The sequence below is a fragment of the Streptomyces sp. 11-1-2 genome (genome assembly GCF_003595545.1).
Taxonomy (GTDB): domain Bacteria; phylum Actinomycetota; class Actinomycetes; order Streptomycetales; family Streptomycetaceae; genus Streptomyces; species Streptomyces hygroscopicus_B.
In genome coordinates this window covers 8,236,722-8,258,804 of record NZ_CP022545.1, presented here as the reverse complement: position 1 = coordinate 8,258,804, position 22,083 = coordinate 8,236,722, and the positions used below count along the sequence as shown (strand labels likewise).

Genomic DNA, 22,083 nt, shown 5'->3' with positions numbered 1-22,083 from the left:
GCGGGGCCACCTGGGCTTCAGCCGGTGCCCTTGGGCGCGGTGCTGTCCGTGGCGCCGCCCGAGCCGTCCGCCGCGGACCGTACGTCCGGACGCCTCGGCGCCTGCCGGGGCGTCCGGGGCTCCCCGGACGCCTTCCCCGGGGGCTCCGGGGGCTCCGGGGGCTCCGGGGGCTGACCGGCGGGCCTCCCGGCCGACGACTCCGAGGGCTTGCCCGGGGGCTTCCCCGCAGGCTTCCCGGCGGCCTTCTCCGCCGCCTCGCGCTTGGCGTGCAGCCGGGAGCGTATGTCCCCGTGCGGCAGGAACTGGGCCCAGCGCTCGGGGAACTCCGACGGCGGGGTGATCTCCGCCGCGCCGTCGTCCGCCGTGCGCTGGTCCTTCGCCCGCAGCCGGGCCGCCTCCTCCCGGGCACGGGCGGCGCGCTCCGCCCGCCCGGCGGCCGTGGCCACCGAGGGCCAGACCCGGTCGATCGCGGCGTTGACCGCCGCCCCGACCAGCACCGCGAAGGCGGACACCCCGATCCACAGCAGCACCGCGACGGGTGCGGCCAGCGAGCCGTAGATCGTCGGGCCCTCGACCGTATGGACCAGGTAGATCCGCAGCAGAAAGCTGCCCAGCACCCACATCGCGAGGGCCACCAGCGCCCCGGGGATGTCCTCCCGCCACGGCGAGCGCACCGGGACGGACACGTGGTAGAGCGTGGTGAGGAAGGCGATGGACAGCACTATCACCACGGGCCAGTACAGGACCCGTACCGGGTCCGCGCTGGACGGCAGCAGGCCCAACACCGCCTCCGGCCCGATCACCATCAGCGGCAGCGCCACCGCCCCGACCAGGAGCGCCACCAGATAGAGCAGGAACGACAGCAGCCGGGTCCTGACGATCCCGCGCCGCCCCTCCAGCCCGTACATGATGGTGATGGTGTCCACGAACACGTTCACCGCGCGGGAGCCGGACCACAGGGCGATGGCGAAGCCGAGCGAGATCACATCGGGGCGGCCGCCCTTGATGACATCGTCCAGCAACGGGCGGGCGATCTCCTTGACGCCCCGGTCGGACAGCACGGTCGCGGAGGCGTCGAGGATGTTCTGCCGGATGGTGGCCACCGTGTCGGTGCTGGTCCACGCGTCGAAATAGCCGAGCAGCCCGATCAGGCCGAGCAGCAGCGGCGGCAGCGACAGCAGGGTGAAGAAGGCCGCTTCGGCGGCGAGCCCGGTGACCCGGTACTCCATGCAGGAATCGACGGTGTCCTTCAGCAGCAGCCAGGCCATCCGGCGCTTGGACACATTGCGGTACAGGGCGCGGGCTTTGCGGAGCCGGCCGGACGGCTTCGGTGTTTCTTCTGCTGGCTGCACCTTCTCACCGTATCGGGCCTGTTCACCGCCGCTCATCCGGTGACCAGGCCGAACCTTTGGCAAAGGCGTCGGCGGAGGGGATGCCGCGCCGACTCGGCACCACCCTCCGCCCGCCGGGCCCACTGTCTGTGCCGGATACAGCCATGCGCAAAGGTTGCGCCGCGTTGCAGCCGTCCGGACGGCCGGTGGGAGCGTGCGGCCGCGAGTCAGCAGCCTCCGCAGTTGTAGTAGGTCACGTCCCAGTGGTTGCTCTCGCGCGCGTAGACGTTGCCCGAGCCGGACTTGTACTGCTGGGCGCCGTCACCGGGGCGCGGGCCGATGTTGGTGAAGGTGCCGGTGATGTAGTTGCTGAGGCAGCTCGTGGGGCTGAAGTCCAGCTTGTAGCCGTTCCAGTGGCTGTACGTCCCGGAGGCGTGCCCGGTCTCCGTGCCGCCGGTGATGGTGAGCGCGCAGCCGCTGGCCCCCTTGAGGGTGATGGCACCCTGCACACTGGTCAGGTTGATCTGCTCGAACGAGGTGCAGGTGGAGTTGTTACGGTCCGAGCAGCCCCCGCTGGAGGTCCAGGAGATCCCGGCGCCGCGCAGCCGGTTCGCCGCGTCGGAGTGGCTGAGCTTGGCCGCCGCGACGGCCGAGGAGGTGTCGGAGGCCACGGGGGCGCTGGGGGCGGCCACCGCGCTCTGAGCGGTGAGAACGCCGGTGGTGGCGAGGACCGCGCCGCCGAGCAGGGCGCCGAGTCTGATCCGGGTGCTGGTCACAGCCATGGTCGTCTTCGTCTCCTTCATTTGCGGATCCGTCATTTGCGGATCCGTGGGCCGTCTGGGACGGCGGCAGCACGATCCCAGCCCTCCGGGTCGGGCGGGCGACCGGCTGGGGAAATCGGGACAGCGGGATCGGAAACCGTCCGCGACCTGCGAAGACGGCGGGCGCTGGGATGGCCGATGGGATGCCGGGCGGCGCTGAGAGCGGCGATCAGCGCCCCTTGGCCGCCTTGCTCTCCTCAACCGCTTTGGACTTCTCGGCGCCCTTGTCCCCCTTCGATCCGGCACGATAGGCGCGGTCGCAGGCTTTCCAGGCGCTGAAGTCATGGGTGAGCGCCCACAGCCGATGGGCCGCCCGGATGTTCCAGTCCGGGTCCAGCGCCTGCTCCCGGGTGCCGCCCAGCTTGCGCAGGGTGCCGTCGTAGAGCTGGAAGACGCCCCAGTTCCGGGTGGCGTTGGAGTTGGGCAGGGTGTAGAGGGGATCGAGATACGAGGCGCAGTCCGCGATGCCGACCGCGCGCTCGGGGTCCTCGGTGAAGACCTCGCGGATGCGCCGGGTGACCCGCTCGGGCGTCCAGGTGTCGAGCGGCTTCCCCTCGTTCTCGTAGAGCGCCCGCTTCGTCCGCTCGTCCACCGAACCGTTCGCCGTCAGCCCGCTGCGGAGCTGGAACACCACGACACGCATCTGGGTGGCCGGTCCGAAGGCCCCGTCGATGTCGAGTTCGCCGCCCGCGCGGGCGAGCAGCGACTGGAGCTCATGCACACACCCGTCCGACTGCCCCATGCTCACCACGACCGGACAGCGGGAGGACAGCAGCAGCCGATCGTCCGAGGCCCCGTCCGAGCCGTCCGAGGACGTCAGCGCCTTGCCCACTAACAGCACGACGGCCGCCCCGGCGGTGAGCACGGCCAGGGCGAGCACGGCGATCAGTGGCCGACGGCGCCACGGCGGCGGGTCAGACCCGGGTTCCGGGGCCGACTCCGGGGCAGAAGCCGGGACCAGAGGCTCCGGCCCCGCTTCCGGCCCCGGCTCGGGCAATACGCCGCCGGTCTCCGACTCCGCCCCCGCTCCCGTCTCGGCATCCGGCCCCGCCCCCGTCTCGCCCCGTGAGACGGCCGGGACGGCAGACGCGGCGGGCCCCGTGCGGGCGGCGGATGCGGATACGGCGGCCGGGGCGCGGGAGACGTCCCGTTTGCGCTCGGCGTCGGCCAGCACCCAGCGCCGGTGCAGCTCCAGCAGCTCCTCGCTACTGGCCCCGCACACCTTGCCGAAGCGCGCGATCACCTCGTAGTCGCCGGGCACGCTCGTCCCCGAGCAGTAGCGGTGCAGCGCCGAGCCGCTGACCCCGCTACGCGCCGCCAGCGCCGCGTAGCTGCGGTTCGTCCTGCCCTTGAGCTCGCGCAACAGCTCGGCGAACTCCTCCACATCCCCGGTCCCGGACACCCCGTCCCCGCCCTCCCCGCTTGAGCGATACCCGTCAAGGCGAGTCAACGGCGTCCATGGTTATCTGTCCACCATGAGCATCACCGTGACCACCTGGCACCTGGAGCAGACCGCTCCCTCGGATCTCAGCCCGGCGGAGGAGCCGCCCGCCGCGGCGGGGGTGCGCATCGCCCGGGCCGAGGTGCCGAGCCCGGAGTTCAGCCACTTCCTCTTCACCTCGGTGGGCTCGGACGTGTCGTGGACCGACCGGCTGGTGTGGTCGCGTGAGGCGTGGGAGGAGCATCTGCACCGGCCCGGTGTGGAGACGTGGGTGGCGTACGAGCGCGGGACCCCGGCCGGGTACATCGAGCTGGAGGGCCAGGACGAGGGCGTGGTGGAGATCGTGTACTTCGGTCTGCTGCCCGCCTTCCGGGGCCGCCGCATCGGCGGGCACCTGCTGACCTGGGGGACCTCCCGCGCCTGGGACATGGCCGACCGCTGGCCGGACCGCGTGCCGACCAAGCGGGTGTGGCTGCACACCTGCAGCAAGGACGGGCCGTACGCGCTGGACAACTACCGCCGCCGGGGCTTTCGGGTCTTCGACGTCAAGACCGCGGACGAGGAGTGACCAACACCACAGCGTCTTGCGATGCGAGACAGATTCGTCCGCATAGTGGATAAAGGTGGACTCGCCAGAGACCACCATGCGACGCTTCCGTCATGTCTCGAGCTGGAATTGCCTTGGTGAGTCGACGCCACGTCGACCTCGGCCGCATGTCCAGCGCCATCTGTCCGGCGGGCTGACCCGCACCTTCACAGGGCACTGAAGCCCCGGGCAGCACCTCCGCATCCCCCGCACCCCTCGCCGCCCCCGACGACGTGGGCGAGCGCGCGCGCCTCGACATCTCCCCGCCGCATCTCGCACCGGCCACCGCCGTACACCCTGCCCGCCTGCGCACGCGCAGGTCAGACGGTGCGCGCCGACGTACCGCCCGCCGCACCAGAGTCGCTCAGAAGGACACACACCGCCATGGCTGCCACCCCGGAACGCGCAAGCGCAACGCCCCGCCGCAAGGCCGGACGCCACCGCGGCGAAGGCCAGTGGGCCGCGGGGCACTTCACCCCCCTCAACGGCAATGAGCAGACCAAGAAGGACGACGACGGTCTCAATGTGCGGACACGCATTGAGACGATCTACGCCCATCGCGGATTCGACTCCATCGACGGCGCCGATCTGCGCGGCCGGATGCGCTGGTGGGGTCTGTACACCCAGCGCAAGCCCGGGATCGACGGCGGCAAGACCGCGATCCTGGAGCCGGAGGAGCTGGACGACGAGCACTTCATGATGCGCGTCCGGATCGACGGCGGCCGGCTGACCACCGAGCAGCTCCGCGTCGTCGGCGAGATCTCGGAGGAGTTCGCGCGCGGCACCGCGGACATCACCGACCGGCAGAACGTCCAGTACCACTGGATCCGGATCGAGGACGTGCCCGAGATCTGGAAGCGCCTGGAGGCCGTCGGGCTGTCCACCACCGAGGCGTGCGGCGACACCCCACGCGTGATCGTCGGCTCCCCGGTCGCCGGGATCGCCGAGGACGAGATCATCGACGGCACCCCCGCCATCGACGAGATCCACCGCCGCTACATCGGCAGCAAGGAGTTCTCCAACCTGCCGCGCAAGTTCAAGACCGCGATCTCCGGATCCCCGGTGCTCGACGTGGTGCACGAGATCAACGACGTCGCGTTCGTCGGGGTGCGCCACCCCGAGCACGGCCCCGGTTTCGACCTGTGGGTCGGCGGCGGTCTGTCCACCAACCCCAAGATCGGCGTCCGGCTCGGCGCCTGGGTCCCGCTGGAGGACGTCCCGGAGGTCTGGGCCGGGGTCGTCTCCATCTTCCGTGACTACGGCTACCGGCGGCTGCGCACCCGCGCCCGGCTGAAGTTCCTGGTCGCCGACTGGGGCCCCGAGAAGTTCCGCCAGGTGCTGGAGGACGAGTACCTGAAGCGCCCGCTGTCCGACGGCCCGGCGCCCGAGGAGCCCGTCCAGCGGTGGCGCGACCACATCGGCGTCCACCGCCAGCGGGACGGCCGCTACTACGTGGGCTTCGCGCCGCGCGTCGGCCGGGTGGACGGGGCGACCCTCACCAAGATCGCCGACCTGGCCGAGGCGCATGGCTCCGGGCGGCTGACCACCACTGTCGAGCAGAAGATGATCGTGCTCGATGTGGCCGAGGACCAGGTGGAGCCGCTGGTCGCCGGGCTGGAGGCGCTGGACCTCCAGGTCAAGCCGTCCCCGTTCCGGCGCGGCACGATGGCCTGCACCGGGATCGAGTTCTGCAAGCTGGCGATCGTCGAGACCAAGGGGCGCGGCTCCTCGCTCATCGATGAGCTGGAGCGCCGGCTGCCCGAGTTCGACGAGCCGATCACCATCAACCTCAACGGCTGCCCGAACGCCTGTGCCCGTATCCAGGTCGCGGACATCGGTCTCAAGGGCCAGCTCGTCATGGACGCCAACGGCGAGCAGGTCGAGGGCTACCAGGTGCACCTGGGCGGCGCCCTGGGCCTGGAGCCGGGCTTCGGCCGCAAGGTGCGCGGGCTGAAGGTCACCGCCGCCGAACTCCCCGACTATGTGGAGCGGCTGCTGCACCGCTTCCAGAAGGAGCGCGAGGACGGCGAGCGCTTCGCCACCTGGGCGGCACGGGCCAGTGAGGAGGCTCTCAAATGAGCGAGCGTGCCGCGCCCTTTTACTGCCCTTACTGCGGGGACGAGGATCTGCGTCCATCGGAGGAGGGGCATGGCGCGTGGGAATGCGCGTCCTGCAATCGAGCGTTCCGCCTGTCGTTCCTCGGGCTGCTGGCCAAGGGCCTGCGGCGCGACCCGATCGATGAAGGGGACACGGCGATATGACCCGGCTTGCGCACACCGACCTCGAGGGGCTCGCCGAGAAGGCGGGCCACGACCTCGAGGACGCCCCCGCGCTGGAGATCCTGCGCTGGGCGGCGGACACCTTCGGATCGCGTTTCTGCGTCACCTCCTCGATGGAGGACGCGGTGGTGGCGCATCTCGCCTCCCGCGCCTTCCCCGGTGTCGATGTGGTCTTCCTCGACACCGGCTACCACTTCCCCGAGACCATCGGCACCCGTGACGCGGTGGCCGCCGTGATGGATGTCAACGTCATCACCCTGACCCCCCGTCAGACGGTGGCCGAGCAGGACGCCGAATACGGCGCCCGGCTGCATGACCGCGACCCCGACCTGTGCTGCGCGCTGCGCAAGGTGCGGCCCCTTGAGGAGGGGTTGCGGGAGTATGACGCCTGGGCCACGGGATTGCGTCGGGACGAATCGCCAACCCGCGCCAATACCCCGGTCGTTGGCTGGGACGATCGGCGCCGTAAGGTGAAGATCTCCCCGATCGCCCGCTGGACCCAAGCGGATGTCGACGCCTACATCGCCGAGCACGGTGTGCTGACCAACCCCCTGCTGATGGACGGCTATCCCTCGGTAGGCTGCGCGCCCTGCACCCGCCGGGTTCTGGAGGGCGAGGACATCCGGTCCGGCCGCTGGGCGGGGAGCAATAAAACCGAATGCGGGCTGCACGGCTGATGGCTGTCGACCAGGAGAACGAGATGAGCGCCCCCACGACCACCGGTGCCACGGTGTGGCTGACCGGTCTGCCGAGCGCGGGAAAGACCACGATCGCCTATGCGCTGGCCGAGCGGCTGCGCGGCGAGGGGCGCCGGGTGGAGGTGCTCGACGGTGACGAGATCCGCGAGTTCCTCTCCTCGGGGCTCGGTTTCTCCCGCGAGGACCGGCACACCAACGTCCAGCGCATCGGCTTCGTCGCCGAGCTGCTCGCCTCCCACGGCGTCACGGTGCTGGTGCCGGTCATCGCGCCGTACGTGGACAGCCGCGAGGCGGTGCGCAAGCGCCACCAGCGCGAGGGCACCCCGTATCTGGAGGTGCATGTCGCCACGTCGGTGGAGGTGTGCTCGGAGCGGGACGTCAAGGGGCTGTACGCGAAGCAGGCCGCGGGCCAGATCTCGGGACTGACCGGTGTGGACGACCCCTACGAGGCCCCTGCCGACCCGGATCTGCGCATCGAAACCCACAGGAACAGCGTGCAGGAGTCGGCGGCCGAGGTGCGGTTGCTGTTGAGTGAACGGGGACTGCTGTGAGCCACGCACGCGCGGCCATCGCAACGCGGGCCATGGCGCTCCCCGCACCCGGGGGCCATGCCCACGGCGAGGAATCCGCCGATATGACGGGAAGCTACTACCGCAGCCGAGCGAACGAAAGGGGCGCGGCATGACGACCGTGACGGCGATCAACGCGGAAGAGGGCGCGGGCCTGTACGCGCTCGCGCACTTGGACGCGTTGGAGTCCGAGGCGGTGCACATCTTCCGTGAGGTGGCGGGTGAGTTCGAGCGGCCGGTGATCCTGTTCTCCGGTGGCAAGGACTCCATCGTCATGCTCCATCTCGCGCTCAAGGCGTTCGCCCCGGCGGCGGTGCCGTTCTCGCTGCTCCACGTGGACACCGGCCACAACTTCCCCGAGGTCATCGACTACCGGGACAACACGGTCGCCCGGCACGGCCTGCGGCTGCATGTGGCCTCGGTCCAGGAGTTCATCGACGACGGCCGGCTGCGCGAGCGCCCGGACGGGACCCGCAATCCGCTGCAGACGGTGCCGCTGCTGGACGCCATCGAGAAGAACCGCTTCGACGCGGTCTTCGGCGGTGGCCGCCGGGACGAGGAGAAGGCCCGCGCCAAGGAGCGGGTGTTCTCCCTCCGGGACGAGTTCGGCGGCTGGGACCCGCGGCGGCAGCGTCCGGAGCTGTGGCAGCTCTACAACGGCCGCCACTCCCCCGGTGAGCATGTCCGGGTCTTCCCGCTCTCCAACTGGACCGAGCTGGACGTGTGGCAGTACATCGCCCGGGAGAAGATCGACCTGCCGCAGATCTACTACGCACATGAGCGCGAGGTCTTCCGGCGTAGTGGCATGTGGCTGGCGCCCGGTGAGTGGGGCGGTCCGAAGGACGACGAGACCGTGGAGCGGCGCATGGTGCGCTACCGCACCGTGGGCGACATGTCCTGCACCGGTGCCGTCGAGTCGGACGCGGTGACCATTGAGCAGGTCATCGATGAGATAGCCGCCTCCCGGCTGACCGAGCGGGGTGCGACCCGCGCCGACGACAAGCTGTCGGAGGCCGCGATGGAGGACCGCAAGCGCGAGGGGTACTTCTAACGATGACGAGCAATCTGACGTCCGAGGAGCAGGCCGCCGCGGCCGCCGTGGAGCGGTCCGCGGCCACCTCGCAACTGCGCTTCGCCACCGCGGGCTCGGTGGACGACGGCAAATCCACCCTGGTCGGCCGGCTGCTGCACGACTCCAAGTCGGTACTGGCCGATCAGCTCGAGGCCGTGGCGCACGCCTCGCGCAGCCGTGGCCAGGAGGCGCCTGATCTGGCGCTGCTGACGGACGGGCTGCGCGCGGAGCGGGAGCAGGGCATCACCATCGATGTCGCCTACCGCTACTTCGCCACTCCCAAGCGGCGGTTCATCCTCGCCGACACCCCCGGCCATGTGCAGTACACCCGCAACATGGTCACCGGCGCCTCCACCGCCGAACTCGCGGTCGTCCTGGTGGACGCGCGCAACGGCGTGGTGGAGCAGACCCGGCGGCATGCCGCGGTCGCCGCCCTGCTGCGGGTCCCGCATGTGGTCCTCGCCGTCAACAAGATGGACCTGGTGGACTACGCGGAGCCGGTCTTCGCGGCCATCGCCGAGGAGTTCACGACCTACGCGGCCTCGCTGGGCGTCCCAGAGATCACCGCCATCCCGATCTCTGCGCTCGCCGGGGACAATGTGGTGACCCCGTCGGCGAACATGGACTGGTACGGCGGCCCGACCGTGCTGGAGCACCTGGAGACCGTGCCGGTGGGCACCGACCCGTCCCAGGACCCGGCGCGTTTCCCGGTGCAGTACGTGATCCGTCCGCAGACCAGCGAGCACCCCGACTACCGCGGCTACGCGGGCCAGATCGCCTCCGGTGTGCTGCGCGTGGGCGACGCCGTCACCGTGCTGCCGTCCGGCCGGACGAGCACCGTCACCGGGATCGACGCGCTGGGCGCGATGGTGGACGTGGCGTGGGCGCCGCAGTCGGTGACCGTCACGCTCGCCGACGACCTGGACATCTCGCGCGGGGATCTGATCGCGCCGAGCGACCACGCCCCGGAGACCACCCAGGACGTCGAGGCCACCGTCTGCCATCTGCACGACCGTCCGCTGCGCGTCGGTGACCGGGTGCTGCTCAAGCACACCACCCGCACGATGAAGGCGATCATCAAGGACATCCCGTCGCGGCTGACGCTGGCCGATCTGTCGCACCACCCGGCACCGGGTGAGCTGGCCGCCAATGAGATCGGCCGGGTCGTGCTCCGTACGTCCGAGCCGCTGGCGCTGGACGCGTACGAGGACTCGCGGCGCACCGGTTCCTTCCTGCTGATCGACCCGGCCGACGGCACCACGCTGACCGCCGGGATGGCGGGCGACTCCTTCGCGGCGTCGGCCGACGGTGCCGAGGCGGCGCGGGACGACGAGGGATGGGACTTCTGACGATGGCCGGTGAGGTGTTCTCGACGTTCGCCAAGGAGGGCGGCCGCGTAGGCAGCGGGGCGCTCGGCAGCGGTCAGGGCGGGGTCGGACGATGTGTGCGCTGACGCCGCAGTCCGCCCCTGTCCAGCACCGCCGCCGAAAACCGTCTGATCTGCCGGGCGTCCTCTGACGCCGCCCCGGCCCGTCGAGAGGAACACCTCCGTGTCGTCTGCCGAGCGCCTGCTCTCCCCGCGACCAGCCAAGCGCCCCCGCCGCCACACCCGGCTCCTGGCGGCGGCGGCCGTCCTTCCCCTGCTGATGGGCGCGCTGGGCGCCTGCGGCTACGGATCGGAGAAGAAGTCCGACGAGACGGGATCCTCAGCGGTCCCCGCGGCAGGCGGTGAGAAGGTCGACGGCCTGGACAAGGTGAAGGTCGGCTACTTCGCCAACCTCACCCACGCCACCGCCCTGGTGGGGCTGCGCAAGGGCGGCCCGATCCAGCAGGAGCTCAAGGGCACGAAGGTCGCGCCGTACATCTTCAACGCCGGGCCGTCGGAGATCGAGGCGCTCAACGCGGGCTCCATCGACATGGGCTGGATCGGCCCGTCGCCGGCCATCAACGGCTATGTGAAGTCCCACGGCTCCAGCCTCAAGATCATCTCGGGTTCGGTCTCGGGCGGTGTCAAGCTCGTGGTCAACCCGAAGAAGATCAAGACACTGAACGACGTCAAGGGCAAGAAGATCGCCACCCCGCAGCTCGGCAACACCCAGGACGTGGCGTTCCTCAACTGGATCGCGAGCAAGGGCTGGAAGGTCGACGCCCAGAGCGGCAAGGGCGATGTGTCGGTGGTCCGCAGCGACAACAAGGTGACGCCCGACGCGTACAAGTCCGGTGCCATCGACGGCGGGTGGGTGCCCGAGCCGACCGCGTCCAAGCTGGTCGCCGACGGCGGCAAGGTGCTGCTGGACGAATCCTCGCTGTGGCCGGACAAGAAGTTCGTGATCACCAACCTGATCGTGAAGCAGTCGTTCCTCAAGGAGCACCCGAAGGTCGTCGAGGCCGTGCTGCGCGGCTCGGTGAAGACCAACGCCTTCATCAAGGCCAACCCCGAGCAGGCGAAGAACGCGGCCAACGCGGCGCTCAAGGAAGAGACCGGCAAGCCGCTGCCCGCCGAGGTGATCGACCCGGCGTGGAAGTCCATCCAGGCCATCGACGACCCCCTGGCCTCGACGCTGAACACCGAGGCCGCCCACGCGGTCCAGGCAGGTCTCCTGGAGAAGCCCGATCTCAAGGGCATCTACGACCTGGCCCCGCTGAACAAGGTCCTCAAGGCCGAGGGCAAGCCGACCGTCTCCGACGCGGGTCTCGGCGCCAAGTAGCCGCCCTGTTCGTCCCCGTACGCACCGTACGCATGTACACGCATGTACGCATCCATCAGGAGGTGACCGGATGTCCCCGGCACTGACCACCGAGAAGGACGACCGGGCGGGCGCCGCGGCGGCGGGCTCGGCCGGCCCCACCGGATCCGCCGGATCCGCCGGATCCGTATCGATCGCCCATGTCCACAAGTCCTTCGGCCGTCCCGGGGCGGCCCAGCCCGTGCTCGAGGACATCAACCTCCAGGTGCGGCCCGGGGAGTTCGTCTGCATCCTGGGGGCCTCCGGCTGCGGTAAGTCGACCCTGCTCAATCTGATCGCCGACCTGGACAAGCCGTCCTCGGGGGCCATCGAGGTCCCCGGCGGCCGGCCGGCCCTGATGTTCCAGGAGCACGCCCTGTTCCCGTGGCTGACCGCGGGGAAGAACATCGAGCTGGCGCTGCGGCTGCGCGGTGTGCCGCGCGCGGAGCGCAGGCCGCAGGCCGAGCGGCTGCTGGAGCTGGTGCGGCTCGGCGGCGCCTACGGCAAGCGGGTGCACGAGCTCTCCGGCGGTATGCGGCAGCGCGTGGCGCTGGCCCGCGCGCTGGCGCAGGACTCGAGCGTGCTGCTGATGGACGAGCCGTTCGCCGCGCTCGACGCCATCACCCGCGATGTGCTGCACGAGGAGCTGACCCGGATCTGGAGCGAGACCGGCGTCTCCGTGCTGTTCGTGACCCACAACGTCCGCGAGGCCGTCCGGCTGGCCGAGCGCGTGGTGCTGCTGTCCTCCCGGCCGGGGCGGGTCGTCCGCGATTGGACGGTGGACATTCCGCAGCCGCGCCGCATCGAGGACGCGGCCGTCGCCGACCTGTCCGTTGAGATCACCGAAGAACTGCGTGGGGAGATCCGCCGCCATGGCCAGCAGTAAGACCACCCCCGGCACCGCGGTCGACGAAGCCGACGGCGGGAACGGCGACGAGCAGTCCATAGCGAAGTCCGTCGAGAAGTCCACGGCGAAGGCGCGTGCGGGGAACTCCCAGGACCTGGCGGGCCTGGAGGCCGGTCTGGACGCCCTGGACACGGTGCAGATCAAGCGTGTCTCACCGGTCGAGGTGCTGGTCCAGAAGGTGCTGCCGCCCATCGTGGCCGTGGCCGTCGTCCTGGGCCTGTGGAAGGTGCTCGTCCTCGCGAAGGTCACCGACGACTACAAGCTGCCCGACCCGGGTCTGGTCTGGGACGCGCTGCGCCAACTGTGGCTGCGGGGCGAGCTGTTCGACATCGTCTGGACCAGTGTCTCGCGCGGTCTGTTCGGCTTCGTCATCGCGCTGGCGATCGGGACCCCGCTGGGGCTGATCGTGGCCCGGGTGAAGTTCATCCGCGCCGGTCTCGGCCCGATCCTGTCCGGGCTGCAGTCGCTGCCCTCGGTCGCCTGGGTGCCGCCCGCGGTGATCTGGCTGGGCCTGAACGACCAGATGATGTACACCGTCATCCTGCTGGGCGCGGTCCCCTCCATCGCCAACGGACTGGTGGCCGGCATCGACCAGGTGCCGCCGCTCTTCCTGCGAGCCGGACGCACGCTCGGCGCCCGCGGTCTGGTCAGCGCCTGGCACATCCTGCTGCCCGCCGCGCTGCCGGGTTACGTCGCCGGGCTCAAGCAGGGCTGGGCCTTCTCCTGGCGCTCGCTGATGGCCGCCGAGATCATCGCCAAGTCCCCGGACTTGGGCCTGGGGCTCGGCCAGTACCTGGAGAACCAGCGCAACAACTCCGATATGGCGGGGGTGCTCCTCGGCATCCTCATGATCCTCGTCGTCGGCATCGCCATCGAGCTGCTGATCTTCGCCCCGATCGAGCGTCGGGTGCTGCGCAGCCGCGGCCTGCTGGCGAGCGCTCGCTGACCAGAAAGCACTGACCAGAAAGCACTGACCGCAGAGCACTGACCCGAAAACCGCCGAACAGAACACCGCCGAACGGAAAGCCACGGAACGGAAAGCCACCATGTCTGCCCCGACCCTGCTGATCATCGCCCACGGCAGCCGCGACCCCCGCCATGCGGCGACCGTCGACGCGCTGCGCGCGCGGGTGCGGTCGCAGCGGCCGGGGCTGCGGGTGGAGGCGGCGTTCCTGGAGTTCAACGCGCCACGCGTACCGCGGGTGCTGGCCCGGCTCGCCACGGAGGACGCCACCGAGGTGATCGCCCTCCCGCTGCTGCTGACCCGCGCCTTCCACGCGAAGACCGACATCCCGGCGGTACTGCGCGAGGCCACCGCCCGCCACCCCCGCCTGTCCGTCCGCCAGGCCGAGGTCCTGGGCCCGTCCCCGCTGCTCATGGACGCCCTGGAACGCCGTCTGCACGAGGCGGGACTGCGCCCCGCCGACCGCCCCTCGACCGGGGTCGTCCTGGCCTCGGCGGGCTCCACCGACCCGGAGGCGATCGCGGTGATCGCTGAAATCGCGCGGGAGTGGCGGCACACCGGATGGTGCGCCGTGCGACCCGCGTTCGCCTCCGCCTCTCTTCCCCGCACCGAGGACGCCGTCCGCGCCCTGCGCGCGGACGGGGTCGCCCGGGTGGCCGTGGCCCCCTACGTCATCGCCCCCGGCCGTCTCCCCGACCGCATCGCCCACGGCGCCGAGGCGGCGGGCGCCGACCTCCTGGCCCCCGTCCTGGGCCCCGCCCCGGAACTGGCCCGCCTCCTGCTACGCCGCTACGACGAGGCGCGCACGGCACCCCCGGCCCTGCTGACGGCCTGAGAACTCCGAAACGGTGATCCGGAGGCGCGGGCGGACAAACTCAGATGCAGACCACGATCTTCCCCCGCGTGTGTCCGCGCTCGGCGTATGCGTGCGCTTCCGCGATCCGTTCGAGGGGGTAGGTCCGCTCGATGCGCGGTGTGTAGCGGCCTTGCCGGCCGAGTTCGCCCGCTTCGGCGAGGAGCGTGGAGTCGTTCTCCGCGTTGGCCAGACGCACACCCAGGCGCTGCGCGTTGGTGTAGTCGGCGATCGTCGACACGCGAGCAGGGTCGCCCACGATCGCGATGAGGTCGGCCAGGGACCCGGAGGCCGCGGTGTCGAGCGCGATGTCGACACCGTCCGGAGCCAGGGTGGCGAGGCGCTCCGCGAGGCCGGTGCCGTAGGCGGTGGGAACGGCTCCGAGCGAGGTGAGGAACTCGTGGTTGCGCTCGCTGGCCGTCCCGATCACGGTGGCGCCCTGAGCCACCGCGATCTCGACCGCGGCACTGCCCACGCCTCCGGCGGCGCCCTCGACGAGCAGGGTGCGCCCCCGCAGGGGACCGAGCGCCCTCAGCCCGCCCATCGCGGTCACGGATGCCAGACCGGCGCCAGCGGCCTCCTCGTCGGTCCACGTGGTGGGCGCGTGGGCCCAGGCCGAGAGCACGGCCAGCTCCGCTGTCGCGCCGGTGACACCGCCCAGCCCGAAGACACGGTCGCCGATGCTCACTCCCTGCACGCCCACACCGGTCTCATCGACCACACCGACGACATCACGCCCAGGAATCGCGGGCAGGTCCACCGGGAACACCTCGCGCACCGCACCGGAACGCACCTTCCAGTCGACGGGATTGACGCCGGCCGCCGCGACGCGGACGCGGATCTCGCCGGGCCCGGGATGCGGGTCCGGCACCTGCTCGACCACAAGGGTCTCCACACCGCCGTACTCGTGATAACGGGCTGCGCGCATGACGGTCTGCCTTTCCACACGGCCTGAACCGGCCGTTCGTGAGATCAGTGGGGAGAATGCTCGGCGGGCGCCGACGCCCACTACGCTAAAAGCTGACGTTGGCGTCAGGTGCAAGTCGCCCGGGCAGCATGCCCCCGATCGTGCCCAGACGCCTACCAGGGCAGTTCTCCGTTTTCGTCCTGGAAGGTTCCTGTCGGGCCGTCCGCGTCGAGAGTTGCCAAGCGCACGACGACCCTGGCACTCTCCTCCGGCGCCCTTCCGATTCCGAACGCCGCGGTCAGGTCGGTCGCGGTGGTGCCGGGCTCGACCGCGTTGAACTTGATGCCCGGCTGGGACTTGGCGTACTGGACCGTAAGCATGGTGGCCGCGGACTTGGAGGCGGAGTAGAGCGCCAGCGGCAAGCCGAACTCCGGCCGGTCCGGATTGGTCACCGCCCAGAACGACCCGGCGCTGCTCGAAACGGTGACCACGGTTGGGTTCGAGGATTTGCGCAGCAGCGGAAGCGCCGCCTCCGTGACGCGTACGAGTCCCACCGCGTTGGTGTCGAAGGCCCGGAGAGCCGTGGGACCGTCGGTGGCTCCGTCCCCCAGGATGCCCGCGTTGTTCACCAGGACGTCCAGTCGGCCCTCGGCCGAGTCGATCGTCGCCAGCGCGCCGCTCACCGACGCGTCGTCGGTCACGTCGAGCTGTACGAATCGCGCGCCGAGCGCTGCCGCCGCCTTCTCGCCTCGTTCGACATCACGCGCGCCGATGTAGACGACGTGGCCCAACGCAAGAAGCTGTCTGGCCGTCTCGAAGCCGATTCCCTTGTTGGCCCCGGTGATCAGCGTGATGGTCATGCGTGTCCTCCCGAATGTGGCCCGCGTGGGCCGTGAGCGGTGTTCGGAGTTGTTCTTTGGGCTGTCGGCGCTGATTCCGGAGGTCAGCCGGTCAGTAGGGCATTGAACGCCTCGGTATAGCGCAGGTAGAACGCGCGCAGATCGCTGTCGGACATGCGGGAACCCCTCTCAGATCTGGTTCAGCCCGCCGTCGATGTACAGGCTCGAACCGGTGATGAAGCTGCTCTGCTCGGAGGCGAGGAAGGTCACGGCGGCGGCGACCTCCTCCGGGCGCCCGAGCCGGCCCAGCGGCACACGCGTTGCCAGTTGCCGCTTGAACTCCTCCGGGTCGGGGCTGAGCCCTGACATCCCGGGTGTATCGGTCGGGCCGGGCGTGATGGTGTTGACCCGGATGCCGCGTCCCTTGAGTTCGTTGGCCCAGGTGCGGGAGAACGATCGGGTGGCGGCCTTGGTTGCCGCGTACACGCCGAGCGCCTCGTCGCCCACGTCCACGTTGGTAGAGCCGTTCAGGATGACCGAAGCGCCGTCGTTGAGCAGTGGCAGAGCCTTCTGCACGGTGAACAGCGTGCCCCGAACGTTGATGCCGAAGAGGGTGTCGAAATGCTCCTCGGTGACCTGCTCGAGCGGCACGAGCGAGGCGACGGAGGCATTCGCGAACAGTACGTCCAGGCCCCGCCCCCGGCTGCGGATCGTCTCGTAGAGCCGGTCCAAGTCGGCCAGGTTCGCGATGTCGCCGATCACCGCGGTAGCCGCCTGGCCAATCACCTGGACGGCCGCGTCGAGTTCGGTCTCGCGTCGGCCGGTGATGAAGACGTGTGCGCCCTCGGCCGCCAGCCGTACGGCACTGGCCAGGCCGATGCCGGTGCTGCCCCCGGTGACGAGAGCGGTCTTTCCCTCAAGAAGTCCCACGTGAGTAGCTCCTCCGATTTTTGTAGCGATCGCTGCGGAAGGTGGATACTAGCACTTCTGCAGCGATCGCTACGGAAGGAGTACGCTGGAAGAGTGGAGACGAAACAGAACGGCCCCATCGGCCGACCGCGAGGTTTCGACGCCGACGAAGCTCTCGAGCGCGCCATGCTGGTCTTCTGGAAGCACGGCTACGAGGGGGCCAGCACGGCCAACCTGACGAACGCGATGGGCATCTCCACCACCAGCATGTACGCGGCCTTCGGCAACAAGGAGAAGCTGTTCCGCAAGGTCTTGGAGCGCTACACCGAAGGCCCGAGCGCATACCTGGCCCGAGCCATGGAGGAGCCGACCGCCCTCGGCGTCGCCACCGCGATCCTGACCGGCACCATTCGAACCACCACCCGCCCGGCCAGTCCCCACGGATGCCTGGGTGTCCAGAGCGCCCTGACCGTCAGCGACTCCGGGCAGGAAGTCCGTGACCTCCTCGTCGCCTGGCGCAACGACGGCTGCTGCCGTGTCCGAGAGCGGTTCCAGCGAGCCGTCGACGACGGCGACCTGCCCCCGGACACCGATCCGGGGCTACTGGCCCGCTACGTCACCACCTTGGCCTTCGGCATCGCCGTACAAGCCGCGAGCGGTCTTGGCCGCGATGAACTCCAGGAGATGGCCGATGCCGCTCTGCGCAGCTGGCCACTCTCCTGAGCTCGTTCCTCAGCCTCGGGCTCGATGGCTCACCCGGCTCCGCGCCGGATGCCACGACCTCAGGAACGACGGACACGGTGCCGCCACCGGTCACGGGGAGCAGCAGCAGTTTCCCGGTGGTCGTACGCGACTCGATGTCCGCGTGGGCCCTTGCCGCCTCCGCCAGCGGGTACCGACCCCCGATCCGGACGACCAGCTCGCCCCTCTCTACGAGCGCGAACAACTCGGCCGCGCGCGCCGCGAGTTCCTCGGGTGTGCGGACATGGTCCTCGGTCACGGCGTAGGTGAGGCGGGTGCTGCGGGGGATGTCGTTCATCGCGATGGTCGGCACGTCCCCGATCAGCGGCCCGTAGAACACCAGCGTGCCGTGCGTGCGCAGTACCCGCAGCGATGCGGCGAACGTGGTCGCGCCCGCACCGTCGAAGACCACATGCACACCCTCGCCGCCGGTCAGCTCGTGCACCGGCTCGACGAACGCGTCACCGGAGGAGATCAGGACGTGGTCGGCGCCCGCGTCGGCGGCGACCCTGATCTTCTCCGGTCGCGACACCAGGCCGATCACGGTGCCGCCGCGGGCCTTGATGATCTGGGTGAGCATCATCCCGACCCCGCCGGCGGCCGCGTGCACGAGCGCGACGTCCCCCGGCTGCACGGGGTGGGACACGGTGGCGAAGTGGTGCGCGGTCAGACCCTGCAAGAGCAAGGCCGCGGCCGTCTCGTCGTCGACGGCGTCGGGCACCGGGACGACGCCGCTCGCCGGGAGCACGATCTGCTCGGCGTAGCTGCCGTGGCTATTGATCGTCAACCACGCGACACGATCCCCCGGGGCGAACCCGTGCACGCCCTCGCCCGTCTCCGCCACCACGCCGGCGCCTTCCGCGCCCGGCACCTCGGCCAGGGCCTGTCCGCGGATGGCGGTGTCGAAGAAGTTCACACCCGCCGCACGGACGTCCACCAGGACTTCTCCCGGGCCCGGGCGAGGTGCCGGCCGCTCTCGCAGCCGCAGCACTTCCGGTCCCCCTGCTTCGTTGATGACTATCGCTTTCATGCGGCCGAAGGTATGTTCCAAAAAATGTACCCACAAGTACACTTTGGTCGGTGACCATGAGGAAAGGCGCCGCGACCCGCCTGCGCATTGTCGAAGCCGCCGCGGCCGAGATCCGGGAACGCGGCACGAACGCCACCACGCTCGACGACGTGTGCCGACGCAGCGGCACCGGCAAGGGGCAGATGTTCTATTACTTCCCGGGAGGTCGGGAACAGCTTCTGCTCGCGGTCGCCGAACTCGAAGCCGAGCGAGTCTTCGACGACCAGCAGCCGTATCTGAACGAACTCACCTCACGCGCGGCCTGGGAGGCGTGGCGCGACCTCATCGTCGAGCGCTACCGCGACCAGGGGCTGCACTGCCCGCTCGGGGTGCTGATCGCCGACGTGGGCCGGTACAGCCCGGCCGCGCAGGCGGTGTCGGCGCAACTGGTGCGGCGGTGGCAGGAGTGCGTCCGAGCCGGTATCGAGGCCACGCAAGCGGCCGGCGAGGCCAACCCGGCACTCGACGCCGATCGCACGGCCGCGGCCGTGATCGCCACCGTCCAGGGCGGTGTCACCGTCCTGCTCTCCACCGGCTCCGCGGAACATCTGGAGGCCGGGCTGAACCTCTGCCTCGACCACCTGCTGTCGTAGCCCGCGACCAACGAAATCGCGTCTAGCCCTCCGCCGAGGCGAACTTCCAGGACCGGCAGTCCGGCTCGTGCCGCGAAGTCTGCTGAGGAATGAACAGCGGCTTGGCTACCGGCTGTCCGTACAAGGCGCGCAGAGCCTCGATGGCGGCCTCGTTCCCGAGGGCCACGGCTGCCGAGGGCCGGTCCGCGACGCGCCGAAGCTCTCGCAGAACGTCGGCGAGGGGCTGTTTCACCGTTCGGCCGTCGAGTGGTGATCGTTCCAGCCGGATCATTCGTCACGCCCCAGATGGGCGGCCACTTCGCTCACCCGCGCCGACAACGAGCTGTTCAACTGGCCGCTCAGCCGACGGTACTCGGCCAATTCCGCTCACCTCGTGGTCATCGGGCAACAATCCATCCCCGAGCAGCAGCTTCACCGTGTCCACCAGCTCACGTGCACCGGGACGTCCCTCGAGGCCGCGCAGGTGCTGGTCGATCAGCCAGGTGACGCCCTCGGCCAGGCAGACGTTCTCGTCGAAGAGCGTTGCCAGCCGGTCGACACGCTCGAGTCCGGCGGCGGACCGCAGGGAGGTCCCACCATCGAGTCGGCGGTACGGGCCGTACCCAAGGCACAGCCACCCCTGCGGGGTCTCCTGCCACGGCCCGGACTCGGCTCTCCGTTGAAGTGCGAAGGCGTTCGTCGTGGACGGGCGCCGCAACCGGACATGACTCTCGCCGCGCTTTGTCATCCGCTCCCAGACCATGCGGACGCTCCCGGTCTCCGGAAACCAGTCGTGGGGTGAGTCATCCGCGCTGACCCACCGGGCGTCCACATGGTCCGGCCCGACCACCGACGCCTCGACGACCGCCTTACGCGCCCCTCGTGTCATCCACTCACTGGCGTCCTTGAGCAACGCATGGGTGATGGCGGGGCCCTGCAGAACCAACGCGAGGGCTTGCAGCACCGTCGACTTGCCCGAGCCGTTCCGCCCGGCCAGCACGGTCCAGCCCGCGTAACTGCCGTCCTCACGTCGCGGGAATCGCAACCGGGCCGCCCGGTGACCGTGGAACTCCCGGACGCCGGACAGCTCCAAGTCCGTCACGTACATGTCCGTGCCCTCCTACGGACCGGAGCGAGTGCCTCTGGGCAGACTATCGATCCAGGCACCCCGGCATGGCCCATGAGCGGGGCAGCGCGCCCCGCCCTCTCGGGTGTTCAGGCGGCCTCGGCGTGGTCGAGCGCGGCGGCCCCGGACCGGCTGAGCCACACCAGCCTCGCCGTCACGCCGTCCTCGTCACCGCCGCGGGTGAACCATCGCAGGGCCCGCTCCGGCGAGTTGAGGACCATCTGTCCCGTACCGTCGGCCGTGGTCACGTGGACGGGGCCCTCATCGAAGGCCAACCCCCACGCCGCGACACACCCGTCTTTCAGCCCTGGCCGCACCTCGCGCTCCTGGACGACGGCGAAGATCCTGGGCGCGATGGCGAGGACGAGGTCGCAGAGTTCCTTGTCGAAGAGTTCTGAAGTGTCCGGTGTCTGCATGTGGGCCTCCGAGAGAGCAGGCATGAAGGGGCAGATACGCTTCCGGCTTGCTGACCACCACTACGTGATGAGCACGTCACTCACGGTAGAGCATAAGGTTATGTCGACACAACCTTATGCTCGCAGCTACGGGGCGTTGGACCTGCGTCGCCGCGCACGGCAGACTGCCGAACAGCCTGGAGGGAAGAGAGCATGCCGAGAAATCAGCCCACAGCACGACAGCGCCGACTCGGCACTGAGTTGCGGAAGATGCGCGATGCGGCTGGTGTGACCGCCCGCCGGGCGGCCGAGCTGATCGGTACGAATCCCATCCAGATGAGTCAGGTCGAAGCGGGCAAGGCCGGGATCAGCGAGGCACGGCTGCGCTATATGGCTTCTCAATACGCTTGCCTCGACACCGCGCTGATCGACGCGCTGGTTGCCATGGCCGCCGAGCGCGGCAAGGGGTGGTGGGAGGAGTACCGGGGCCTCCTCGCGCATGGCGCGCTGGACCTTGCCGAGTTGGAACACCATGCGACGTACCTGCGCATGCTTCAAGCCTCCTACGTTCCGGGGCTTCTGCAGACCGAGGCGTACATCCGGGCGCTCATGGCCTACGCCGTTCCTCCGCTACCGCCACAGCATCTCGACGCGCTGGTCTCCTTCCGCGTACGGCGGCGGGAAGTGCTGTCCCAGGACGCGGCGATCGCGTTCTCGGCGTTGATTCATGAAAGTGTCCTGCGCACCCGCGTAGCCGACCGGAAGGTCGCACGCGAGCAGCTCTCCTTCATCCTGGAGCAGTCGGAGTGCCCGAACGTCACCGTCAGGGTGATCCCCTTTGATGTGGACGGTTTCGGCGGAGCCGGGAACTCCATGCTCTACGTCGGCGGGCCCGTCCCCAAGCTCGATACCGCGCAGATCGATGCCATGCACGGCTCGTTCTGGATGGACGCTGAGTCAGAGCTCACGAGATACCGCGCGCTACTGGACAAGGCCGAGGCTTCTTCCCTCGCGGCAGAGGCGTCTCGGGATTTCATCCACCGCATCGCGCAAGAAATATGAGAGAGGTAACCATGTCGCGCCCGGCCAAGTGGCGAAAGTCCTCGTTCTCCGGCAACGGGGAGGACAACCATTGCGTCGAACTCCTCCCCGTCGACGGCAAGATCAAGCTCCGCGAGAGCGACACCCCCGCCGACATCCTCACCACCACACCGGGCCCACTCGGAACCTTCATACGCGCCGTCAAGGCCGGGGCGCTCGACCGCCTCGGGCAGTAGC

Annotated in this window: 25 protein-coding genes and 1 pseudogene; 16 read left to right on the top strand and 10 right to left on the bottom strand. The window is 69.8% G+C overall.

The genetic code is table 11. From position 1 onward, the window contains the following. Positions 1-17: 17 nt before the first annotated feature. From CGL27_RS35510 to CGL27_RS35500, 3 genes are all read right to left on the bottom strand, one after another. A complete protein-coding gene (locus tag CGL27_RS35510; protein ID WP_240450742.1) occupies positions 18-1,352 on the bottom strand; it encodes a YihY/virulence factor BrkB family protein in 1,335 nt (444 codons plus the stop codon). Between the two features lie 206 nt (positions 1,353-1,558). After that, positions 1,559-2,113, bottom strand: coding sequence for a hypothetical protein (locus CGL27_RS35505; protein ID WP_078647738.1), 555 nt, complete (start codon positions 2,111-2,113; stop codon positions 1,559-1,561). Between the two features lie 208 nt (positions 2,114-2,321). Next, a complete protein-coding gene (locus CGL27_RS35500; protein WP_162953139.1) occupies positions 2,322-3,554 on the bottom strand; it encodes a helix-turn-helix domain-containing protein in 1,233 nt (410 codons plus the stop codon). 73 nt (positions 3,555-3,627) lie between these two features. Here CGL27_RS35500 and CGL27_RS35495 point away from each other — a divergent pair, with 73 nt between their 5' ends. The 12 genes from CGL27_RS35495 (at position 3,628) to CGL27_RS35445 (ending at position 14,229) form a co-directional block, all read left to right on the top strand. Further along, on the top strand, positions 3,628-4,161 hold the full coding sequence (locus CGL27_RS35495) for a GNAT family N-acetyltransferase (protein ID WP_119991870.1): 534 nt from the start codon (positions 3,628-3,630) through the stop codon (positions 4,159-4,161). Between the two features lie 92 nt (positions 4,162-4,253). Continuing rightward, positions 4,254-4,337, top strand: a complete 84-nt coding sequence (locus tag CGL27_RS53635; protein ID WP_309471194.1) for a putative leader peptide — start codon at positions 4,254-4,256, stop codon at positions 4,335-4,337. Between the two features lie 226 nt (positions 4,338-4,563). Further along, positions 4,564-6,258: a nitrite/sulfite reductase gene (locus CGL27_RS35490; RefSeq protein ID WP_078644509.1), complete on the top strand. Its 1,695-nt coding sequence runs from the start codon at positions 4,564-4,566 to the stop codon at positions 6,256-6,258. Next, positions 6,255-6,440 (top strand): hypothetical protein, encoded by a 186-nt coding sequence (locus CGL27_RS35485; RefSeq protein WP_014055605.1) that lies wholly within the window; start codon positions 6,255-6,257, stop codon positions 6,438-6,440. The genes CGL27_RS35490 and CGL27_RS35485 overlap by 4 nt, the downstream gene beginning before the upstream one ends. Then, positions 6,437-7,135 carry a phosphoadenylyl-sulfate reductase gene (locus CGL27_RS35480; RefSeq protein ID WP_078644508.1) on the top strand — a complete coding sequence of 233 codons (699 nt, stop codon included), beginning with the start codon at positions 6,437-6,439 and terminating at the stop codon, positions 7,133-7,135. Before CGL27_RS35485 ends, CGL27_RS35480 begins: the two co-directional genes overlap by 4 nt. After that, entirely contained in the window at positions 7,117-7,707 is a 591-nt protein-coding gene (gene cysC, locus CGL27_RS35475) for an adenylyl-sulfate kinase (RefSeq protein ID WP_203348552.1), read from the top strand. The genes CGL27_RS35480 and cysC overlap by 19 nt, the downstream gene beginning before the upstream one ends. 130 nt (positions 7,708-7,837) lie before the next feature. Then, positions 7,838-8,776 (top strand): sulfate adenylyltransferase subunit CysD, encoded by a 939-nt coding sequence (gene cysD / locus CGL27_RS35470; RefSeq protein WP_078644506.1) that lies wholly within the window; start codon positions 7,838-7,840, stop codon positions 8,774-8,776. 2 nt (positions 8,777-8,778) lie between these two features. After that, positions 8,779-10,146, top strand: a complete 1,368-nt coding sequence (locus CGL27_RS35465) for a GTP-binding protein (RefSeq protein WP_078644504.1) — start codon at positions 8,779-8,781, stop codon at positions 10,144-10,146. Between the two features lie 297 nt (positions 10,147-10,443). After that, positions 10,444-11,505 carry an aliphatic sulfonate ABC transporter substrate-binding protein gene (locus CGL27_RS35460; protein WP_240451034.1) on the top strand — a complete coding sequence of 354 codons (1,062 nt, stop codon included), beginning with the start codon at positions 10,444-10,446 and terminating at the stop codon, positions 11,503-11,505. Positions 11,506-11,575: 70 nt separating this feature from the next. Then, on the top strand, positions 11,576-12,409 hold the full coding sequence (locus tag CGL27_RS35455) for an ABC transporter ATP-binding protein (protein WP_119991869.1): 834 nt from the start codon (positions 11,576-11,578) through the stop codon (positions 12,407-12,409). Continuing rightward, positions 12,396-13,376: an ABC transporter permease gene (locus CGL27_RS35450; RefSeq protein WP_240450741.1), complete on the top strand. Its 981-nt coding sequence runs from the start codon at positions 12,396-12,398 to the stop codon at positions 13,374-13,376. The genes CGL27_RS35455 and CGL27_RS35450 overlap by 14 nt, the downstream gene beginning before the upstream one ends. A gap of 100 nt (positions 13,377-13,476) precedes the next feature. Continuing rightward, complete coding sequence (locus tag CGL27_RS35445) at positions 13,477-14,229, top strand: sirohydrochlorin chelatase (protein WP_119991868.1); 753 nt, start codon at positions 13,477-13,479, stop codon at positions 14,227-14,229. Between the two features lie 40 nt (positions 14,230-14,269). Here the strand turns inward: CGL27_RS35445 and CGL27_RS35440 are convergent, their stop codons facing one another. The 3 genes from CGL27_RS35440 to CGL27_RS35430 form a co-directional block, all read right to left on the bottom strand. Then, a complete protein-coding gene (locus CGL27_RS35440; protein ID WP_119991867.1) occupies positions 14,270-15,175 on the bottom strand; it encodes an NADP-dependent oxidoreductase in 906 nt (301 codons plus the stop codon). Positions 15,176-15,327: 152 nt separating this feature from the next. After that, positions 15,328-16,014, bottom strand: coding sequence for an SDR family NAD(P)-dependent oxidoreductase (locus tag CGL27_RS35435; RefSeq protein ID WP_119991866.1), 687 nt, complete (start codon positions 16,012-16,014; stop codon positions 15,328-15,330). A gap of 168 nt (positions 16,015-16,182) precedes the next feature. Then, entirely contained in the window at positions 16,183-16,923 is a 741-nt protein-coding gene (locus CGL27_RS35430) for an SDR family oxidoreductase (protein WP_119991865.1), read from the bottom strand. A 93-nt stretch (positions 16,924-17,016) separates the two neighbouring features. Here CGL27_RS35430 and CGL27_RS35425 point away from each other — a divergent pair, with 93 nt between their 5' ends. Next, entirely contained in the window at positions 17,017-17,625 is a 609-nt protein-coding gene (locus CGL27_RS35425; protein WP_119991864.1) for a TetR/AcrR family transcriptional regulator, read from the top strand. 94 nt (positions 17,626-17,719) lie between these two features. Here the strand turns inward: CGL27_RS35425 and CGL27_RS35420 are convergent. Beyond that, positions 17,720-18,673: pseudogene (locus CGL27_RS35420) on the bottom strand (quinone oxidoreductase); the annotation flags it as partial. A gap of 56 nt (positions 18,674-18,729) precedes the next feature. On the opposite strand from CGL27_RS35420, the gene CGL27_RS35415 reads away from it, so the two are divergent. Then, the gene (locus CGL27_RS35415; protein WP_162953338.1) at positions 18,730-19,305 is read left to right on the top strand and encodes a TetR/AcrR family transcriptional regulator; all 576 of its coding nucleotides are present in this window, start codon (positions 18,730-18,732) and stop codon (positions 19,303-19,305) included. Positions 19,306-19,327: 22 nt separating this feature from the next. Here the strand turns inward: CGL27_RS35415 and CGL27_RS35410 are convergent, their stop codons facing one another. The 3 genes from CGL27_RS35410 to CGL27_RS35400 form a co-directional block, all read right to left on the bottom strand. Next, positions 19,328-19,537 carry a hypothetical protein gene (locus CGL27_RS35410; protein ID WP_162953138.1) on the bottom strand — a complete coding sequence of 70 codons (210 nt, stop codon included), beginning with the start codon at positions 19,535-19,537 and terminating at the stop codon, positions 19,328-19,330. A 42-nt stretch (positions 19,538-19,579) separates the two neighbouring features. Beyond that, a complete protein-coding gene (locus tag CGL27_RS35405; protein ID WP_119991861.1) occupies positions 19,580-20,392 on the bottom strand; it encodes an AAA family ATPase in 813 nt (270 codons plus the stop codon). Between the two features lie 107 nt (positions 20,393-20,499). Beyond that, entirely contained in the window at positions 20,500-20,826 is a 327-nt protein-coding gene (locus CGL27_RS35400) for a hypothetical protein (RefSeq protein ID WP_119991860.1), read from the bottom strand. A 192-nt stretch (positions 20,827-21,018) separates the two neighbouring features. On the opposite strand from CGL27_RS35400, the gene CGL27_RS35395 reads away from it, so the two are divergent. Both CGL27_RS35395 and CGL27_RS35390 read left to right on the top strand, forming a co-directional pair. Next, entirely contained in the window at positions 21,019-21,867 is an 849-nt protein-coding gene (locus tag CGL27_RS35395) for a helix-turn-helix transcriptional regulator (RefSeq protein ID WP_119991859.1), read from the top strand. 11 nt (positions 21,868-21,878) lie between these two features. Beyond that, complete coding sequence (locus CGL27_RS35390; RefSeq protein ID WP_119991858.1) at positions 21,879-22,082, top strand: DUF397 domain-containing protein; 204 nt, start codon at positions 21,879-21,881, stop codon at positions 22,080-22,082. Position 22,083 lies beyond the last annotated feature (1 nt).

Bases quoted from the DNA above. Each gene is read 5' to 3' on its own strand.
- cysC (WP_203348552.1), top strand. From the start codon at position 7,117: ATGCGGGCTGCACGGCTGATGGCTGTCGACCAGGAGAACGAGATGAGC.
- CGL27_RS35415 (WP_162953338.1), top strand. From the start codon at position 18,730: ATGAGGAAAGGCGCCGCGACCCGCCTGCGCATTGTCGAAGCCGCCGCG.
- CGL27_RS35390 (WP_119991858.1), top strand. From the start codon at position 21,879: ATGTCGCGCCCGGCCAAGTGGCGAAAGTCCTCGTTCTCCGGCAACGGG.
- CGL27_RS35450 (WP_240450741.1), top strand. From the start codon at position 12,396: ATGGCCAGCAGTAAGACCACCCCCGGCACCGCGGTCGACGAAGCCGAC.
- CGL27_RS35485 (WP_014055605.1), top strand. From the start codon at position 6,255: ATGAGCGAGCGTGCCGCGCCCTTTTACTGCCCTTACTGCGGGGACGAG.
- CGL27_RS35435 (WP_119991866.1), bottom strand. From the start codon at position 16,014: ATGACCATCACGCTGATCACCGGGGCCAACAAGGGAATCGGCTTCGAG.
- CGL27_RS35405 (WP_119991861.1), bottom strand. From the start codon at position 20,392: ATGTACGTGACGGACTTGGAGCTGTCCGGCGTCCGGGAGTTCCACGGT.
- CGL27_RS35480 (WP_078644508.1), top strand. From the start codon at position 6,437: ATGACCCGGCTTGCGCACACCGACCTCGAGGGGCTCGCCGAGAAGGCG.
- CGL27_RS35490 (WP_078644509.1), top strand. From the start codon at position 4,564: ATGGCTGCCACCCCGGAACGCGCAAGCGCAACGCCCCGCCGCAAGGCC.
- CGL27_RS35440 (WP_119991867.1), bottom strand. From the start codon at position 15,175: ATGCGCGCAGCCCGTTATCACGAGTACGGCGGTGTGGAGACCCTTGTG.
- cysD (WP_078644506.1), top strand. From the start codon at position 7,838: ATGACGACCGTGACGGCGATCAACGCGGAAGAGGGCGCGGGCCTGTAC.
- CGL27_RS35505 (WP_078647738.1), bottom strand. From the start codon at position 2,113: ATGGCTGTGACCAGCACCCGGATCAGACTCGGCGCCCTGCTCGGCGGC.
- CGL27_RS35495 (WP_119991870.1), top strand. From the start codon at position 3,628: ATGAGCATCACCGTGACCACCTGGCACCTGGAGCAGACCGCTCCCTCG.
- CGL27_RS35400 (WP_119991860.1), bottom strand. From the start codon at position 20,826: ATGCAGACACCGGACACTTCAGAACTCTTCGACAAGGAACTCTGCGAC.
- CGL27_RS35445 (WP_119991868.1), top strand. From the start codon at position 13,477: ATGTCTGCCCCGACCCTGCTGATCATCGCCCACGGCAGCCGCGACCCC.
- CGL27_RS35465 (WP_078644504.1), top strand. From the start codon at position 8,779: ATGACGAGCAATCTGACGTCCGAGGAGCAGGCCGCCGCGGCCGCCGTG.
- CGL27_RS35455 (WP_119991869.1), top strand. From the start codon at position 11,576: ATGTCCCCGGCACTGACCACCGAGAAGGACGACCGGGCGGGCGCCGCG.
- CGL27_RS35460 (WP_240451034.1), top strand. From the start codon at position 10,444: ATGGGCGCGCTGGGCGCCTGCGGCTACGGATCGGAGAAGAAGTCCGAC.
- CGL27_RS53635 (WP_309471194.1), top strand. From the start codon at position 4,254: ATGTCTCGAGCTGGAATTGCCTTGGTGAGTCGACGCCACGTCGACCTC.
- CGL27_RS35395 (WP_119991859.1), top strand. From the start codon at position 21,019: ATGCCGAGAAATCAGCCCACAGCACGACAGCGCCGACTCGGCACTGAG.